Genomic DNA, 17,773 nt, shown 5'->3' with positions numbered 1-17,773 from the left:
GAGGCTTCTCAGAGTAATCTATAGACTCTCATTTTCTATTTTACTGTTTATGGCTTTTACGAGTCTTTGTGCCTTTAGCCTTTAGCCTTTAGCCTTTAGCCTTTTGCACTGCTGCGACTAGGAGCAGTAATTATGCCTTGGATACAGGTAAAGCAAGCAAGCTTGACGCTTGCAAATGGTCAATGTTTATTTTGCGATGTCGACCTAACAATAGAGCGGCAATTTATTGCGATAACGGGCCCTAATGGGGCAGGAAAATCACACTTACTCAAAGCCCTATCCGGTGAGCAGCCTCTAACTTCGGGCGAGCGCCAAAGTCATGGGAAATGCTTTTATCTCCCACAAGATGCGACTAACCGCTTTGCCACCGTTTCTGAACTACTCGGACTTGAAGAGAAGCTAGTAGCACTGCAGCGAGCCCATCAGGGGGTAGCCTCTGAGCACGACTTTGACTTAATCTCAGATGATTGGCAGTTAGAATCAACTTGGCAAGCAACACTTGCACCGCTAGCACTCACTTTGGAAACCCCCTTTACAAGGCTTAGTCCAGGAGAGCGAATGCGTGTTTATATTGAGATACTACAATCTCAGCCTGCAATCCTATTAATGGATGAGCCGAGTAATCACATGGACAGCGTCAATAAGCACTGGCTAGCTGAGCGACTAAAGCATCACAAGCATGGTGTGGTTGCCGTCACACACGATCCTATTTTATTGGACGCAGCCGACCATATACTGCACATAAAACAGGGGGAGCTAACTCATCACTCGCTTGGATTTGACGCCTTTAGAGAAACGCTACTTCAAACTCAAGCTCGACAAAAACAACAACACTCGGCAAATCGCGCGGCACAAAAAGCACTTAAACAAGCCATAATTGCAGCGGATCTGCAACATCAAAGGCAAGCCAGTAAAGGAAAAGCACAAGTGCGTGCTGGTAGCCAAAGTAAACTAGTTACTGACTTTAAGTCAGACAGAGGGAGTAAGCGTCATGCCGGACAAACCCATAAAATTCAGCAAGCTCAAGATAGGGTTAAGAAAAATGCAGTTTACTATCGAGAAGACAAACAGCAGTTTCATTTTAACTCAACTTTTCGAGCAAAAGAAAAGATCCGCTTATGTGAAGCCGAACTGTGCTTTGGACCGGAAAAGACACTGAACCTTTTTGCGGATACAACACAAAAGCTCAGGGTAATTGGAGAAAATGGCATCGGAAAATCGACCTTGCTTAAAACCCTTGCGGGTAAGCTAGAGTTAAAGCGCGGAGAAATCCAACGCCCAATAACATGTGTTTACTTAGATCAGCATTGCGCTTGGCTTGAGCAGGGCCCTTGCGTTTTAGATATTGCCGAGCGCTCACTTGACACGCCACATCATAATTTAATCACCAGCTTTGCAAGCGTTGGTCTGAGTCTAGATAAGATTTCAGGACCTATCACGAGTCTCAGTGGTGGCGAGAGAATGAAAGCGGCCATCGTGCTGGCCGTGCAAATGCAAGGCTTTTTACTGCTTGACGAGCCTGATAATCACCTCGACCTTGAAGCACAAGAAGAACTTGCTGCCATGCTTAATCAGCTTCCTTGTGGATTTATACTGGTCTCTCACAATGAGTATTTTTGCAGTCAGCTTACCAACATAAAAGTTCTACCGCTGCGTGATTAATAGTCATAGAAGGAAGAAAAGGGGGAGGAAGGAACGCCTCCCCCTTTGGGCACTTAGTGGCGTCTCTGTTATGACCACTAAATTAAATGGGCTGAGACGACTGCACGTCTCAAACCACATGGGGACGATGGGTTAAAGCGGTAATACCTCGAGGGTCGTGACATAGCTGCCGGCACGTTTTGTGGCGGGTGCTTGTGCTTTGTCGTCTTCATATTCCACTTCAAACCAATACATGCCTGGCTCAGATAGCGTTAGCGTCACTTCACCTTTGGCATTCGTTGTATATTTGTTTGGTTGACTGTTGTCACGGTACTTTTCATCCTGACGTACCACTATCACTTCTGCACCCTTGGCAGGTTCACCATCCATCGTATACTGCAAGGTAATTGGTTCACCGGTGTACAAATCATTAGGGTGAGTAACCGGGTTTAGTTCTAGCCCTTTGCCGGTTGGCTTAAGCGCAGTGTTATTTGGTGCGCCCAAAGTTACAAATACCTCTAATCGTCTTGCAACGTCGGTCACACTTAAATCTTTTGCCGTTTTTGGCACTTCTTTGTTAAAGGCCTCTACTGAGCCAATTTTTCCGCGTCCTGGCCAGTAATGCTTTTCACCGTTTTCATCAGTCCAGCGCGCCACCAACGAGCGACTTTGATTAAACACTTTGTAAGTGCCTTGCTGATTGAGCTCAATGTCAAACACACTACGATACTTAAGTTTTGCGGCGTTCTTAAGCTCAACCTTGCTACCAGAAGGGGACAGTGCAGATAGACGATCTAGTGGATAAGCATAATGATCTGGGTTAAAGATCCCATTGGCGATGGCAGCATCAAACGTGATCCATTCGCTGTCACCAGACACCACGGTGGTACTTGGCTTTATCCATACTCGGTGTGCTTCACTTAACGGGCTATATGCAGCTAAGGCAACTAAGACACCAGAAACTAACGTTGAAATTTTCACGATTAAGGCTCCATTGTTAAAATTGTTGTAGCGAGTTCAGATTTACCTTCTGCAATCACAGTGACAGGCTCAGTGATAGGTAAGGTCACTGGCAGTTTCAATACTTCACGACCTCCAAGCTCACGAGCAGCCTCCACAAACAGCGTGTATTCACCCGCAGGTAAAGCTTTAAACTCATCGCGCCAAGGGGTTAAATCAATCTTTGCCGTACCTGGGCGCCTTGTCGCACCAGTCACGCCATCTACAGGCATGGATAGGCTACGACCGCTTCTACGCCACCAAAGACGTAAGTCTTTTAGCCACTTTTCACCTTCTTTATCCGCCATATTAACGTCATACCAAACGGCAATATCGGCAACTCGCTTTTGTTTGCTGTCTGCCAGCCATACTGCGACATAAGGAGGATGATATTCCGCAACGTTTAAACGCGGGATCGTGATTTCAACCTCATCAGCTTTAGCGTGCGCGGGTACCATCAGCACTAAAACAGGTAATACAAAGCCTGCTGCGATGAGCGGCCAGGTCGACTTTCTTCCTCGAGAATGCTTGTATAAAAGCCATAACCCTGTGAGTGAAAACACTACACAAGCTACTGAAAACACATCAATAAACATACGCCATGCAAATCCTGTATTACGTCCTTTGTGAAGATCGTTAAGGTATGATACCCAACCACGATCCGTGATCTCTTGATAAAACTCACCGCTATCAAGGGCGATGCTAAACCAGCCATCGCCACCAGCTCTCGGTAGCGCAACATACAATTCGTACTCGCTCCACTGCACTTGCTGTAGTGCAGGTAACGCCGCGCCTGTGTGTGACTGATACCAAGATTGAAAGCTGTGTGGCAGCGCTGCCTGCTCTGCCGCCGCGTTAAGCTGGGTCAACAGAGCACTTGGCAGCACCGCTTCTTTAGCATATGTAGTCGGCTCAGCTTCTATCTGGCTTGCGTGATTTAAGGTGATCCCAGTCACGGCAAATAGCAGCATTCCCACCAAACACACGGCAGAACTCATCCAATGCCAAGTGCGCCAATCAAACAGCTTTTTAAATCGCCGATTCGACGACTTAGCCGCTGAGCGAGCTCGTGTCATTAAAAGCTCCACGCCAATGAAGCCCAATAGCGACGACCATCTTCAAAGTAGCCGTATTCTGCTTCAGTAATTTCTTCATCGAAGAGGTTGTAAATCCCAAATCCAAGCTTAATTGCTTCGTTCAACTGATAATTTGCACCTAAATCAGTTAGGTTATACGAAGGTGCGACTAAGCTACTTTGCGAAGGCCCTGTTACAGGCTGGCTTTCTTCACCACGATAATGGAAACGTAACCACGTGTTTAGCTCATCCGAATACTGATAATTAAGCGACGTTTGGAACAAATGTTTAGGTAACTGGTTTAATGGACTACCAGCATATACTCCGGTTTTTTGCTCCGAATCTGTGTAGGTATAGTTTGCGCTAAGCTTCAGTTTTTCAGTCAATTGACCCGAGAAGCTAATTTCACCCCCTTGGGTTACGGCTTCATCAACGTTGACATAAGTTGTCGGCAACGAGCCAAACTCGTTAGGGCCGTCCGTACATTGAGTTAGTGGGCATGAAACCCGTGAAATTTTATCGTCAAACTCGTTATAGAATACCGTTGCTGAGGTGCTGATCCCTTTAGCAAGCTCGACGTATACGCCTACCTCGTAATTAATTGAGGTTTCAGGGCTTAAGTCTGGATTACCATAAATATTACCACCACGACTCACTTGGCCCCACGCCGCCGTGCTTTGACGCAAGTTCGGCGCTCTAAAGCCGGTTGAGATCCCACCTTTAACGGTCACCGCATCTGATGCAGTATAAACACCGTATAAACGCGGGCTAACATGGCCGCCAAAATTACCGTCTTTGTCGTAGCGTAGGCCCATAGTTAGGGCAAATGGCTCAACGATGCGCCACTCATCCTCAGCAAATACCGACCACTGATCGTTGTCGACTTGCTGCAAATCACTAATGCGGTTACTGGTTTTGTCAGTCAAGTCTTCATTGAGATAAGCAACACCGATTGAGCTAGTATGAGACTCGCCAAGCGGTAACGTCCAAAGAGATTGGAAATCTACATTTTTGACCGTCATCTCACGGGATTTATTGTCAAACTCTTCATGTTTTACGTAACTACGAGAGCTACCAAATGACCAGTAACCGTTATGCGTCAAAGAGATTGACTCACTATCGTATTCGGTTGTAGTGGACTCAGGACAACCACGGCGGCCACACGGCTCACCTGGTGCAAGCATTGCCACCGTTTTACCGAGCGTTGCATCAAGCGTTTGTGAAGCAATACCATAATCCAATAACCATTCGTGTTCATCTGATGGTGTATAGGCCAGTTTTACCTTCAGCGTGTCGGCATCGCGACCTCTAAAGCCAGACACTATTTCGTCTTCGTCTCTGTGCGTAGTTTGGCCGTAAATTTGTACCCCTAAGGTATCTTTGATTAGCGAGCCGGCAGCAAAGAAATTAGCCTGATAAATATCACCTGAGCGACTGTTTTCTTGGCTGGTTGCGTCAACTCTGACTTCTCCATGCCACTCGTCAGGCGTTTTTTTAGTAATAATGTTAATTACACCACCAATTGCATCAGAGCCATACAGCGAAGACATAGGCCCGCGCACAACTTCGATACGTTCGATGGCAGCAACAGGAGGCGTCCATGCACCTTCAACACCAGGGCCGTCACTATTTGGCCGAGTCTCACGCGAACTTTGTCTTTGCCCGTCGACTAAGATAAGCGTGTACTGACTGCCCATGCCGCGAAGGCTAATATCTTCCCTGTCTCCGCCTCCAGTTACTACAACTCCGGGAACATCAGTCATGGCATCGGTAAGATCTCGATAAAAGCGCTGCTGTAGCGCTTCTTGATTGATAACGCTAACAGACGCCGGTGCATTTTTTAGCAGTTGCTCAAATCCAGAAGCGGATACGACGATCACTTCCACCTCTTCTTTTATTTCTGATTTTGCATCACTTTGTGCAAGTGAGGAAAAAGGCAGGGCTGCAGCAACAGCTAAAGAGAGTGGCGCCAAACTACGACAGGCCATCAACATCGAGAAACCTCCATGATAGAATACAAGATAAATAACAATTATTTTCATTTGTAATGGTATGATGATTGCGTATTTTGGAGCAATGCGGTTTTTCTTAAAGGTATTTTAAGCAGGTCTTAACAATGAATCAGAAATTGACTCGCGGACTTCAAGTGTTCGCAAAAACAGTAGAAGCTGGCAGTATGAGTAAAGCCGCTGACTTATTGCATATGACCACCTCGGCTGTCAGCCAGCAGATCAGCAAATTAGAGCAAGACATAGGCCTAAGTTTATTTAATCGAAATACTCGTAACCTCACGCTCACAGAAGCGGGCTCTATCTATTACAAATCCGCGATACAAATACTGCAAACTGCGAAGCAAGCGGAGCATGAACTCGAGTTATTACAACATACGCCTTCTGGTATATTGAAGATTTCTGCCCCCATCGGGTTTGGAGGAGGGCTACTCAGTAAACCACTGCGCTACTTGAGTGAGCAGTTTCCACAAATAAAAGTCGATTTGATCTTAACAGACGAACCCATTGACATCATTACTGAGGGAGTTGACTTAGCTATCTGTATAGGCCCTTTACAGGACTCAAACCTGATTGCCCGTCACCTTGCTGACTGGCAACTAATCCCCTGTGTCAGTTGCCATCATCCACTGGCACAACTCAATATATCGCACCCAGACAGCTTAGCGCCTCACGCCTTGATTGGTCATTCGAGTAGTAAACAAAACCCTTACCATTTGAGACACCAACAAACCCATCAGCAAATAGCGCTGCCGGCAGCGCGCTTTATGGTGAATAATATGCAGGCTTGTATTCAGCTCACCCTAGATGGCATTGGCTATGGGGTATTACCTGAACCAGAAATTAGGCACCACCTTTCATCAGGGAGGCTAAAACGGCTATGTTCAGAGTGGTCATTACAAAAATATAGCGTTTACGCCGTGACGCCGCATCGCGATACCGTTGCGGCAAAAACAACCGCTGCCATTGAAAGCCTAAAAGAGTGGTTTACCCAAGTTTCCAACGATAACCAAGTGTTTGTTGGCGACTTTAGTTTTATCTAAGCTTCGTTCAGTTGAACTTTGGTAGTTAACCTGAGCTGCGGATAATTAATGCCTTTCTAGCAGCCAGTTTTAGCGCTAACTGCGTTGAATTCACTTCCAATAGCCAGCTATTGGTGCGTAAATTCGCCTTGCCTACAGGATGTAGGTACCTTAGCGAGAGCAGGACGCGGAAGCGGTGTTTTCCCTAAAACTCTCTGGCTAGACAAGGAAAAAACTAAGTTGTGCTTTAGCAACAATGAGTTGGAACATTTCTTATCCAAACCTCAGGTTAGTTAATAAAAAATTGCGAGCCATATAGTTGGCTCAGAAGTGTCTGTATAACTTACTTTATGCTTTTGATGTGCGGGAATATTAAGACTGTCACCCGCCTTTAAGGTTACTGTTTTACCATCATCAAAAGTCAACTCACCACAGCCCTTTAATACCAGTACCCATTCGTTTTCGTCTTGGTCGTAATATCCAGAGCTTGGCGAGGTATGCCCGTTTGATACTATCCGTTCAATACGAATATTTGGATGAGACAGCACCGTTTCAAAAATTTCTTCGGTTACATCAGCTGGAATATCTTTTAGAAAGTTCATAAGTTTGAAACTTGGACCTAGCAATTAGTCAAGGATAGAGAAATAATTTGCCGCAACAGCACATCCGTTTATCTGGTAACGGCAAATTGGGAGAATGGTACAACTTGATCTGTAGAAATGTTCAATACGTCGTTCTCAATCTTTCAAAACAATCCATCAGGCGATTGGTGAAAAATCCCCTAACTTAAGCGACTCCACTCGGACTTCTTGCCCAGTTGTACAGTCGCCATTAAAGTTACACAATTTAACAATGTTTGTAAAACAAATTTTAACATTAAATAAACAAGAATGAATTTACTAAAATCCTTTAAGTTCCACACGCCAAGGAGGATCCAGTCGATTTTCACCAGCCCAGTATAATTTGATCTTGTTCCCTGCGGGGTCAAACAGTATGGCTTCTCGCCACAGATAGCGCTGCTCTGTCGGCAGTTGCTCAAATATGATCCCCCGGGCCTCAAGCTCAGAAACCCACTTATCTAACTGTTCATGCTCGAAGTAAATAACCGCACCATTATTGATGGGAGGCGTTTCTAACGACAAGGAGAAGGTTGCATTACCTTCAGGGCATTCAAATCGAGCATAGTGAGGTGTATCAACAATTTGAGTAAAGCCTAGCGTTCGATAGAATTGACAAGCTGCATCCATATTATCAACGGGCAGGGTAACTTGGTTAAGATCCATAAGTTTTTTACTTATATATAAAATTGAGGGGTCACACAGTTTAATGTGCTCCCCCAAATATAGTTAAGTAGCGAGGCATCAAAACCTACAGTATTAATTGTGCTGTATGACTTCCTTCCGCCTTACAAATACAAGATAGATAAGCGCTACAACATTAACAGCCGGTATAACAGCGCATGCAACGACCTTCCAATGCGCATATAAGTTTTTCTTCTTCGCCAAATATATATTTAGCAGCAGTAGTGAAAAATGCAATACCATGGTGAACTGCAATGGTGTGATAGTTCCATCTCTTAGCAATTCCAACATAAAATCCTCTCTAATTCCCTAGTTTTTGGTATTAGTAGCAGCCGATACTACTCCAACAAACTGATTCATCAACCCTTCTTTCACACACGGTAGTAGCAATTCTGCGACAACCACTTCCACCTCCCCCTCCATTAACTGGAGCAATGTATATTACTCCTTGACTTTGAATGCGTTCAACAAAATCACGATACGCTTCCTGAGTAGTATGACGGAATTCTCTGTTATCGTAGTCAGAAGGTTCTCGCAAAAAAGGCATTCCATCTACATCTTTCGCACTTCCTTCTTTATATGAAAACCTTAACGCATGACTAGAAACTTTAGGAGCAACTAAAACAGCACTGCTGTTATCAGGAAAAACAATTTTTATTTCGATTCCTGCCAAAGCTCCATTAATCACTCCACCTACTGTCGAGATAAAGCTGCTCCCATAGAAAGTAAATGGATGTTCAGTAGCCAAGTAGTCATTTACAGCATCAGCATACCAAAATTTATCGACAAACCCACTCGCACTCCCATCATACTCAATTTGAGTCGCTTGAGATCTGAAGCTACCAGTCTGCCTCACCAACACTCCTCTGGGTATTGTATAACCAGTGTTAATTCTCGCAACAACTTCATTGGACGCCGCAGTGACGGCATTTCTAACATGTGCAGGAGCAGCTGAGTGCCTCTGAACAATCTTTCCAATTAAAGACTCACCTGAATACGCTTGTAGATTTAAATCAACAACCTCTACACTGTACTCCGCAACGGAAGCATTAACTAGATCGATACCATAATAATAATATATACCAGTATCATCAGGACTATACTTCTTCATCTCATTAGAAAGTTGAGCATCTGTACAATCATTACAAAAAATAGCTCCGGTAGCAAAAACATAACCAGAAAATAAAAAAGTTAAAATATACACTGTATAATAAAAACATTTCATAATAAAAGTCCTTTAAATTTATGAACGCTAAAACTAATTTAGCAACTAAAATAAAGCACAAAACCCAATAAAAATAAAGGAAACACCAACACCTTTATTAGAAAAAATAAAAATTGCAATAATTAGCATTATATATCCCATAAAAACTTGGTAAGTATATGAGAATATTAATTTTAAGAAGCTTAGACTATTAATATAAGCTGCGCAGTTTTATTTTCGACCCTAAACCACCTATTTCAGTATGCGGCAGGGCAAGATCATGAACTTTACCTTGACATAAATTTATGATCTTATACTGCTTTCACTTTTCTTCCATTGATGATCCCGCCAACAAGGCCAAGTGCAACATCCAATATTCGATATTCAGTTTCTAACAACCAGTGCCGTAATCGCAGGTTCTCGAGATTGGGAGGAAATTGAAGGTTTTGCCCACGACGAATTAACTTGGTTACGTAAATTTATAGTGTTAGATAACGGCGTGCCGCGACACGAAAGGACTGCACGGGTAATAAGCGGCATCGATATGGCCCAGTTTCAAGCCTGTTTCTCTCAATGGATGCAAAGCTCTAGTGAGCTAACAGACGGCAGTGTTGTTGCCATTGATGGAAAAAAGCTAAAAGGTTCATTTAAACAGCCAGATAGAAAGATGCTATCCACATTGTCACGCCATTTTCCTGTGAAAATGGCGTGACGTTAGATCAATGTAAGACCGACTCAAAGTCCAATGAAATCACAGCTATCCCTGAGTTACTAGAGCTAAAAGCTTGCATAGTGACCATTGATGCAATGAGCTGTCAAAAGGAAATAGCAAAGAAAATTATAGAAAAAGAAGCGGATTATTTGATGGTACTAAAAGCCAATCAGGGCAGCTTATTTGAACGAGTGAAACGGCTCTTACAACCAGAAGTAACACACCAAATAGCCTCATTACCAACGAAGTCGAGAAGAGTTCAGAGCGGCTGTTGTCTGCCATGATTTGGCTCAACTCCCGGCGAGTCATAGTTGGCCGCTTCTACGTAACGTAGGCATAATAGTGTCGTACCGCAAAGAGTTAATCAAAAGCAAGGAGAATTAACATACCGGTATTTAATCAGCTCAGTAAACTTGAGTACACAGAGATTAGCCGAAACCACACGTGCGCATTGGCATATTGAGAACAGTCTTCATTGGTGTTTAGATGTGGCAATGAATGAAGGTGGCTGCCATATACATCGAAAAGGTGCAGCAGAAGTGTTTGCTGGTGTAAGGCATATTGCACTGAATTTATTGAAGAAAGAGACATCCTTTAACAAAGGTTTGCGCGCAAAACAGCTAAAACCGAGTGCTATCTAGAAAAGGTATTGAATAGCAAGTAATTTTTTCTTGCTCTTGCCCTGGGTGCAAGAGCAAGCGTAGTTAAAACTACAGGAACAACGCCTTTTTCAGGGGGCTAATGCAAAGCCACCTTCTTTAGAAGGTGGCTCTTTTACCTTAGCAGTTACAAATCAAATGTTCTCGACACAGAAAGTACGATACGCTCATCAGCCGTATCCCAATCTAAGCTCGTGTTTTCAGCCGCCACTTCAATATCAAACCCTTTAAATGCAGTTTGGTAAGCAAGGCGATAGTGATTGTAAGATTTATCGTTACCATCCCACGTATATTTATCACCATCCAATGAATTGGAGATATCAAAGCTTGCTCGCAGTGCATGACCTTCTGCAATTTCAAAAGTATGTGCTACCATCGCAATAGTGTGACCCGCTTCGGTTCCGAAATAGTCCCAGCTATACCAAAAATTAAACTCAGTTTGGCCAAACTCACTCGCGTAACCAAACTTAGTATAGATCTCTGGGTAGTTACCATCGCTTGAGTTGTCACCACCATGATAAGAATAGTAAGCAATACCATAGTCAAGGCTCCAACTTTGGTTCAGCTCGATAAAGCGGCCAACATAAAAGTCCCACTCTAGATCCGTGTCATCACCAAAATCGACGTTAGACGCCCAGCTCCCAGCATACACGCCATTAGCAAAGGCTTTATCGATGCTGCCTTGTAGAGCTGGATCATTTTGCGTTTGACTCACACCGTTAAAGGTATAGTCAGATGCACCTGTAAGCGTTGCAGACCAGTCTGCTGCCGCATAGTTAGACGCGAGTACAAGTGGGAGTGCACAAAGTGTTTTCTTTAAAGTTGTCATGTAGTTGTATCCCTAGTTTACTGATTCAATTTTTCTAAAGTCGATAAGGTTGTCTTTTGGCGAGCTATCAATCTTGCTCACGGTTTTGTATTTGCTATAAGCAATGTAACCAAAACATGAGAAGAACAAGCCTATAACTAACGCACCAACCCATTGGATCTGTAAAAAGTTTAGTTTAAATAACAGCGTAAGCAGTGATAACGCCACGATATTAAATAAAATATAGTTTCTTTTTCCTAAACGGCTAACCGTAAGGTTAAGGTTATCTGTATACAGGCGGATCAAAGAGTCGAGTGAGTTAATCACGAACACCACGCCAACAAAGACCATTGCAAAGTTTTTAATACCCGCAGTAGGGATCCCAGCCTCATGGTAGTGATAAAGCACACTAAACCACGCTGCGATTGGAATAGACGGGAAAACCAGCATCGCCGCTAGCACTTGATAGGTTTTCAAACCACCGACAAAACGCGATGTGAACTGTCCAATCATGATGCTCCACGCAAACCACCAAAACAGATAGAACTCGTGATAGTCATTCAGTGGTAACACAAACTGATCTAAATTGGCAAAGTAACCGCCGATCAGCGTCAAGTTATTGGTATAGCTCGACATTGCACTGTCACCAAAGACAAACGCTGACGCCCACATAAAGGCAATTAAACCGATAAAGACCCAAGTCGTCGTGATACTTAGAATACGCACGTACTTAAGACTAGTGCTTGAATACACCGCAAAAGCAATCGCCGCAAACACAATTAGATAGAAACTAGGAATAACCGACTCACCGTCACCTAAACTTGGTAAATACCAAGGCAAGTTAGACAACAATAAGAATGCGGTAAATGCACAAGTACCGATAATAACTAGGTTGTTAATGAATTTAACCCAAGGAATTTCAAAGAATTTCACTTTGGGCTCTATTACGCAGAAATAAAAGCACGTAAGAAAGTAGAACCCCCAGATTAAAAATCCCCAAAAGCCAAACTCTATGGCCAGCGGATTAGTAAATGCATACTCTGGGCTTGCTTTTATGTCTGCGTAACCCGCAAACTCCGTAAGCGGAAACATGATCAGGCCAACATCTAGGCCTGAAGTAAATAAGATTGCAATAAAAGTGAACGTTTTAACCGGTGTAACACCAACGCACTGTAAATTCCCCCACTTCAATAAAATAAAGGCAATTGCCAATAGGGTGAAAATGATGCCTGCACTAAGCCATACTGTCATTGTCACCCTCCCAAAATTGATAGAAGTAACTCATTTTTTCTCCGTTGTTTTTATTTACATTATTCCCGCATTAATGCAGTGCAAACGATTTGCACTGCATGCCACTGCAGGTCTCATATGGGGCACGAACTTTCCCATACGAGTGGCGAAACTAGATCTCCGAACTACGTTGAACCTGTTGCCAGTTTTGTGTCATAGCAACGTTTGCTCCCTCAGCGGCAAGTGGCGAATTGCCTAAAATCATATCCGCTGCTTTTTCCGCGACCATAATAGTCGGCGCATTGAGGTTGCCGTTTGGAATGGTTGGGAAGATAGATGAATCCACAACGCGTAGCCCCTTTACACCGTGCACACGGGTTTGTGAATCAACAACCGCCATTTCATCCTCACCCATTTTGCATGAACAAGAAGGGTGATAAGCACTTTCTACCGCTTGACGCACAAAGGCATCGATTTCTTCATCGGTTTGCACTCGCTCACCAGGTTGGATCTCGCTCTCCCGAAAATCATCAAACGCACTCTGCTCAATGATTTCACGCGTGCGTCGCACACATGCTCTAAACCCTTCGATGTCTTCTTGTTCAGCTAGGTAATTAAACTGTATTTTAGGCGCCACCGTTGGTTCTGCTGATTTAATCGTTACTTCACCACGGCTCTTTGGTTTATTGTGGCCGACATGAACTTGGAACCCGTGACCATCAAAGGCACTTTTACCATCGTAGCGAATGGCCGCAGGTAAAAAGTGGTACTGAAGATCTGGCCACTCAACGCCTGCTTTCGAACGAATAAAGGCACAAGATTCAAAGTGATTGGTCGCGCCAAGACCTGATTTATCAAGCAACCATCTTGCACCGATCAAACCTTTAGAAATTAACCCCAGCTTGCCGTTTAAGGTGATAGGCTGCTTACACTTATATTGGAAATAAAACTCCAAGTGATCTTGAAGGTTTTTGCCCACTCCGGGTAAATGGTGTTTTACTTCAACGCCTGCGGCAGTCAACGCTTCTTTATCGCCAATGCCAGATAACTGTAATAAATGTGGTGAACCAATTGAACCTGCACTTAGGATCACTTCCTTCGCTGCATTCGCTTTTTTCAGGTTTCCTTTCACACTGTATTCAACGCCTGTAGCGGTTTTGCCATCTAACAGTACTTTTTGTACCAAGGCACCCGTGACTATGGTGAGGTTACTGCGATGTTTAATGGGGTCTAAATAGGCTCGGCTAGACGAGCAACGTTTACCACCTTTTACGGTCATATGCATCGGCCCAAAGCCTTCTTGCTGCTCACCGTTATAGTCTTTAGTAAACGCATAACCCGCTTGCTCACCAGCGCTAATAAACGCACGATAGAGCGGGTTTGCCATTTCATTACCATTATTGGTGCCAAGCGGACCTTGCTCACCACGGTACTCGTCGCCTCCTAAATACCAAGATTCAGCGCGCTTGAAGTAAGGCAAACAAGACTGATAATCCCAACCTTGTGCACCACTGTCTTGCCACTCGTCAAAGTCTTTAGCATGACCTCGAACGTACACCATGCCATTGATTGACGATGAACCACCAAGTACCTTGCCGCGAGGACAATGCATAACGCGATTGTCTAAGTGCGGCTCGGGCTCGGTATGGAACTGCCAAGCATATTTATCGGTATTCATTGGAATAGATAGCGCGGTTGGCATCTGAATAAAAATACTCTTATCACTACCGCCAGTTTCGAGTAATAGTACTTTGTGCGCTGGATTTTCCGATAGGCGGTTTGCAAGCACACAGCCTGCAGAACCTGCACCTACAATAATATAATCAAAATCAGTCATCATACTCCTCGATTAAAATGGACTTTCAATATCGCTCATACCAACATACACGGACTTAGTCTGAGTATATTGATCTAGCGTCTCGATACCATTTTCGCGGCCAATGCCCGACTGCTTATAGCCTCCAACGGGCATTTCGGCGGGTGAGTTGCCATAACTATTGATCCAACAAATACCAGCTTCTAGCTGGTGGATGACACGGTGTGCACGTTGAATATCTTTACTAAATACACCTGCAGCCAAACCTAAGTGGGTGTTGTTTGCACGTTGAATGACTTCTTCCTCGTCATCGAATACCAATACCGACATCACTGGACCAAAGATCTCTTCTTTCACTATGGTCATATCATCATGACAGTCGATAAATACGGTCGGTGCGACAAAGTAGCCGTTTGGTGCCGTTTCAGGACTAAGTGCCTCACCACCGGTCAGTACGGTTGCGCCTTCAGCTTTGCCTTTTGCAATGTAATCCATCACCAGTGTGTGATGCTGCTTTGAGATTAGAGCGCCAAGATTTACGTTTGGATCGAGCGGATCGCCCGCGATGATATTTTGTTCGGTACGCTGCTTTAACTCAGCTAAAAAGGCGTCGTAAACCTTACGCTGAACAAATACGCGTGTGCAGTTGGTACACACTTCACCTTGGGTGTAGAAGTTGCCCAACATCGCGGCACTTATCGCTTGAGAGATATCAGCATCTTCAAAAACGATAAGCGGTGATTTGCCGCCTAGCTCCATCGTCACTTCTTTTAAATTGCTTGCCGCACTTTGCATTACTTTTTTGCCAGTACCCACTTCACCGGTGAACGATACTTTTTCAATATCAGGGCTGGTAGTAAGCCATTGGCCCACCTCAGCGGCACCTTGCACCACATTGAATACGCCCGCAGGGACACCGGCTTCAATAAAGATTTCGGCCAGCTTAATCGCGCCTAGTGGTGTTTCTTCCGATGGCTTGAAAATGAGGGCGTTACCAGCGGCAAGTGCAGGGCCTGATTTCCAACACGCAATTTGCAGTGGATAATTCCACGCGCCAATGCCTGCACAAATCCCCAAGGGCTCTTTACGAGTATAGAAAAAGTCCCCTCCCACTGGCTGCTGAGTGCCAACTTGAGCGGGAGCCAACCCTGCAAAATATTCAATCACATCAGCGCCAGTTTGAATGTCTACACATTCAGCCTCTTGCCAAGGTTTACCTGTATCTAACACTTCAATCTTAGCAAGCTCATTATTGCGCTCGCGCAACAGAGATACCGCTTTATGTAAAACACGACTACGCTCAATTGGCGCCATCGCTGACCATAATGCAAAGCCCGCTTTAGCACTTTCAATCGCAGCTTGCTGAACATGACTGTCAGCAACCTCTACCTCATAGATCACTTCATCCGTTGCTGGATTTTTTACTGCAAACTTTTCGCCTGAGTGGTTTGCCAAGAACTGGCCATGAATAAAATTTTGATATACAGGGACTGTCACATTATCCTCCAAACTGCTTAATAAGTGATTGAATGTAGCGTTTTGCGAGCGTTTCACTGTGATGAAACGCATGATGGTCAGCTTTGCTTAGCACAGCTCTTAACCAGAGTCCGTCAATCATACCGGCGGCAAGCTCAGCCGCTTCTTTTGCCTGTGCTCGCGGCATAAAAGCAGCAAACGAAGTCGCTAGGTTACTCTGCAGACGGCAACTGTTAACACGCTGTAGTCGGTGTAGCTCGTCATCGTGCATGGACTGCGCCCAGAAACTCAACCAAGTGCGCGTCGTATTTGACTGCTGCTGCACCATGGCAAAGTTAGCTTCTACGATATACATGAGTCGCTGCTCGGCACCACAACCTCCGTAGGTCTTGTCCAACAAACTGTATTTCAAGTTGTTTAATAGATAGCGCACGGTTGCTTCAATCAAGCCTTGTTTACCACCAAAATAGTGGCTGATGATCCCTGATGAGAGACCGGCTCTTTTACTGATACTATTAATCGTGGTTGCTTGTAATCCTAACTCGGCAACTGACTCTAAAGTGGCGTCAATTAGCTGCTGACGACGAACAGGTTCCATTCCGACTTTTGGCATAGCTTTTTATTAATTGACCGTTCAATTAAAATAAATCTTAGGGTGATAAAGGTGAGACTTCAAGGTTGACTTTTTGTAAAAAGCCAAATTTTTGACGTTTGTACCTAGGTTAATCCCATGATAGCTAAGGGGTTTTAAAGGATTACAAAAAATCTTAAGAAATTTAAAAAAATCTGAGATTTTGCAGGTATTTGCGATAATTTACCGTTTTGATGTGACAATTTGATTAAGTTTGGTTTGACTGTAAAACAACCAAAACCGAATCAAATGATGGAATTGAATAAGACTAAACATCCTTGCTAGTTAAGATTTGAAAGCGGTAACGGTTGATAACTAGGAAACCTATTTGAGACAGTTGAAACCCCAAAAGACGCGTTTGACTGATAACTCGCCACTAACAATTCAATCTTAGGTTTAAGCGCTAAGATCGCCTCATCAATTTTGCTTTTCAGCCTCGCACTAAAAACATTTTTACGCAGCAAAAAGTGTACTTGGTTATCATGTACCACATAAGGCCAGGCCTGTGCAGCGTCAAGTCCTCGCTCTTTGATAAAATAGTTCCCCGTGATCATATCATCCACAATAAAATCAACGCGCGCTTTCATTAGCATTTCAACCCGCCGCTGCGCACTGGCAATACTCACAAATTGATCTTTATAGCGGGGATCTTGTTTAAGCTTATTAAGTTCCTCTCCATAGTAAGATCCGATGCTTAACCCTATGGTTTTCGATTGCTTTAGTAATGAAGCGAGATCGCCAAGCGCTGTGGGAGGTGATAACGAGAATAATCGCATACGTTCAAAACGGTAGGGCAGAGAGAAATCTCCGTATGCTTCTCTATCTTTAGTGTAGCTAACCATTACCGCGACATCTATCACTCCTTTTGACATCTCTTCAAAAGTGCGAGCGCTGGAAGGGAGGCGAATATAGGTGGTACACACGGCAACATGCTGGAACACCATTTCGGCAATGTCTACGTCTAGGCCCCAAGGTCCAAGCTCATCAAATACAGTTAATGGCGGCCAATCGGCAACAACGCCGATATTCACCGTTTTACTGCATTCACTTGCACTGGCAGGGGGAATTACCAAGCCCCACACCAAAATAATCGTGCCAATCAAGTTATTCACTGATATGTACTGCTTAACCATGACACCTCGTGAGCAAGTCTATGACAATCGGCCTTATAACATGACGACTCTGTTCA

General features: G+C 44.2%; 14 protein-coding genes and 2 pseudogenes. 4 read left to right on the top strand and 12 right to left on the bottom strand.

Annotated features, from left to right (window positions below; all coding sequences use genetic code 11):
- Positions 1-132: 132 nt before the first annotated feature.
- Entirely contained in the window at positions 133-1,662 is a 1,530-nt protein-coding gene (locus tag MHN30_RS18475; protein WP_239360671.1) for an ATP-binding cassette domain-containing protein, read from the top strand.
- Between the two features lie 132 nt (positions 1,663-1,794).
- Here the strand turns inward: MHN30_RS18475 and MHN30_RS18470 are convergent, their stop codons facing one another.
- From MHN30_RS18470 to MHN30_RS18460, 3 genes are read right to left on the bottom strand one after another with little or no spacing between them, the layout of a single operon-like run.
- Positions 1,795-2,622, bottom strand: coding sequence for a DUF4198 domain-containing protein (locus tag MHN30_RS18470; protein ID WP_239360669.1), 828 nt, complete (start codon positions 2,620-2,622; stop codon positions 1,795-1,797).
- Between the two features lie 2 nt (positions 2,623-2,624).
- On the bottom strand, positions 2,625-3,716 hold the full coding sequence (locus MHN30_RS18465) for a PepSY-associated TM helix domain-containing protein (protein ID WP_239360668.1): 1,092 nt from the start codon (positions 3,714-3,716) through the stop codon (positions 2,625-2,627).
- Positions 3,716-5,710, bottom strand: coding sequence for a ligand-gated channel protein (locus MHN30_RS18460; protein ID WP_239360667.1), 1,995 nt, complete (start codon positions 5,708-5,710; stop codon positions 3,716-3,718). Before MHN30_RS18460 ends, MHN30_RS18465 begins: the two co-directional genes overlap by 1 nt.
- Before the next feature lie 122 nt (positions 5,711-5,832).
- On the opposite strand from MHN30_RS18460, the gene MHN30_RS18455 reads away from it, so the two are divergent.
- A complete protein-coding gene (locus MHN30_RS18455) occupies positions 5,833-6,768 on the top strand; it encodes a LysR family transcriptional regulator (RefSeq protein ID WP_239360666.1) in 936 nt (311 codons plus the stop codon).
- Positions 6,769-7,040: 272 nt separating this feature from the next.
- Here MHN30_RS18455 and MHN30_RS18450 read toward each other — a convergent pair whose 3' ends face one another.
- From MHN30_RS18450 to MHN30_RS18440, 3 genes are all read right to left on the bottom strand, one after another.
- Positions 7,041-7,349: a cupin domain-containing protein gene (locus tag MHN30_RS18450; RefSeq protein WP_239360665.1), complete on the bottom strand. Its 309-nt coding sequence runs from the start codon at positions 7,347-7,349 to the stop codon at positions 7,041-7,043.
- 297 nt (positions 7,350-7,646) lie between these two features.
- Positions 7,647-8,030 carry a VOC family protein gene (locus MHN30_RS18445; RefSeq protein WP_130165592.1) on the bottom strand — a complete coding sequence of 128 codons (384 nt, stop codon included), beginning with the start codon at positions 8,028-8,030 and terminating at the stop codon, positions 7,647-7,649.
- Positions 8,031-8,370: 340 nt separating this feature from the next.
- Positions 8,371-9,273, bottom strand: a complete 903-nt coding sequence (locus tag MHN30_RS18440; protein WP_130165591.1) for a hypothetical protein — start codon at positions 9,271-9,273, stop codon at positions 8,371-8,373.
- Positions 9,274-9,610: 337 nt separating this feature from the next.
- On the opposite strand from MHN30_RS18440, the pseudogene MHN30_RS23945 reads away from it, so the two are divergent.
- Together MHN30_RS23945 and MHN30_RS23940 are read left to right on the top strand one after the other, a co-directional pair.
- Positions 9,611-9,964, top strand: a pseudogene (locus MHN30_RS23945) (ISAs1 family transposase); the annotation flags it as partial.
- Positions 9,961-10,605 (top strand): annotated as a pseudogene (locus MHN30_RS23940) (ISAs1 family transposase). The pseudogenes MHN30_RS23945 and MHN30_RS23940, both read left to right, overlap by 4 nt.
- Positions 10,606-10,750: 145 nt before the next feature.
- On the opposite strand, the gene MHN30_RS18430 reads toward MHN30_RS23940, so the two are convergent.
- The 6 genes from MHN30_RS18430 to MHN30_RS18405 all read right to left on the bottom strand — a co-directional run bounded on the left by MHN30_RS18430 (position 10,751) and on the right by MHN30_RS18405 (position 17,717).
- Positions 10,751-11,452: a TorF family putative porin gene (locus tag MHN30_RS18430; protein ID WP_130165587.1), complete on the bottom strand. Its 702-nt coding sequence runs from the start codon at positions 11,450-11,452 to the stop codon at positions 10,751-10,753.
- A 12-nt stretch (positions 11,453-11,464) separates the two neighbouring features.
- On the bottom strand, positions 11,465-12,682 hold the full coding sequence (locus MHN30_RS18425) for a BCCT family transporter (protein ID WP_130165586.1): 1,218 nt from the start codon (positions 12,680-12,682) through the stop codon (positions 11,465-11,467).
- A 151-nt stretch (positions 12,683-12,833) separates the two neighbouring features.
- Positions 12,834-14,501 carry a choline dehydrogenase gene (betA, locus tag MHN30_RS18420; protein ID WP_205992127.1) on the bottom strand — a complete coding sequence of 556 codons (1,668 nt, stop codon included), beginning with the start codon at positions 14,499-14,501 and terminating at the stop codon, positions 12,834-12,836.
- 9 nt (positions 14,502-14,510) lie between these two features.
- Positions 14,511-15,974: a betaine-aldehyde dehydrogenase gene (gene betB, locus MHN30_RS18415; protein ID WP_039495358.1), complete on the bottom strand. Its 1,464-nt coding sequence runs from the start codon at positions 15,972-15,974 to the stop codon at positions 14,511-14,513.
- A 1-nt stretch (position 15,975) separates the two neighbouring features.
- Positions 15,976-16,566, bottom strand: a complete 591-nt coding sequence (gene betI / locus MHN30_RS18410; protein WP_039495355.1) for a transcriptional regulator BetI — start codon at positions 16,564-16,566, stop codon at positions 15,976-15,978.
- Positions 16,567-16,865: 299 nt separating this feature from the next.
- Positions 16,866-17,717: a transporter substrate-binding domain-containing protein gene (locus MHN30_RS18405; RefSeq protein WP_039495352.1), complete on the bottom strand. Its 852-nt coding sequence runs from the start codon at positions 17,715-17,717 to the stop codon at positions 16,866-16,868.
- Positions 17,718-17,773 lie beyond the last annotated feature (56 nt).

The sequence above is a fragment of the Pseudoalteromonas sp. OF7H-1 genome (assembly GCF_022347825.1).
Lineage (GTDB): Bacteria > Pseudomonadota > Gammaproteobacteria > Enterobacterales > Alteromonadaceae > Pseudoalteromonas > Pseudoalteromonas maricaloris.
The sequence above is the reverse complement of the archived record's forward strand: the minus strand, read 5'-3'. Positions and strand labels throughout refer to the sequence as shown.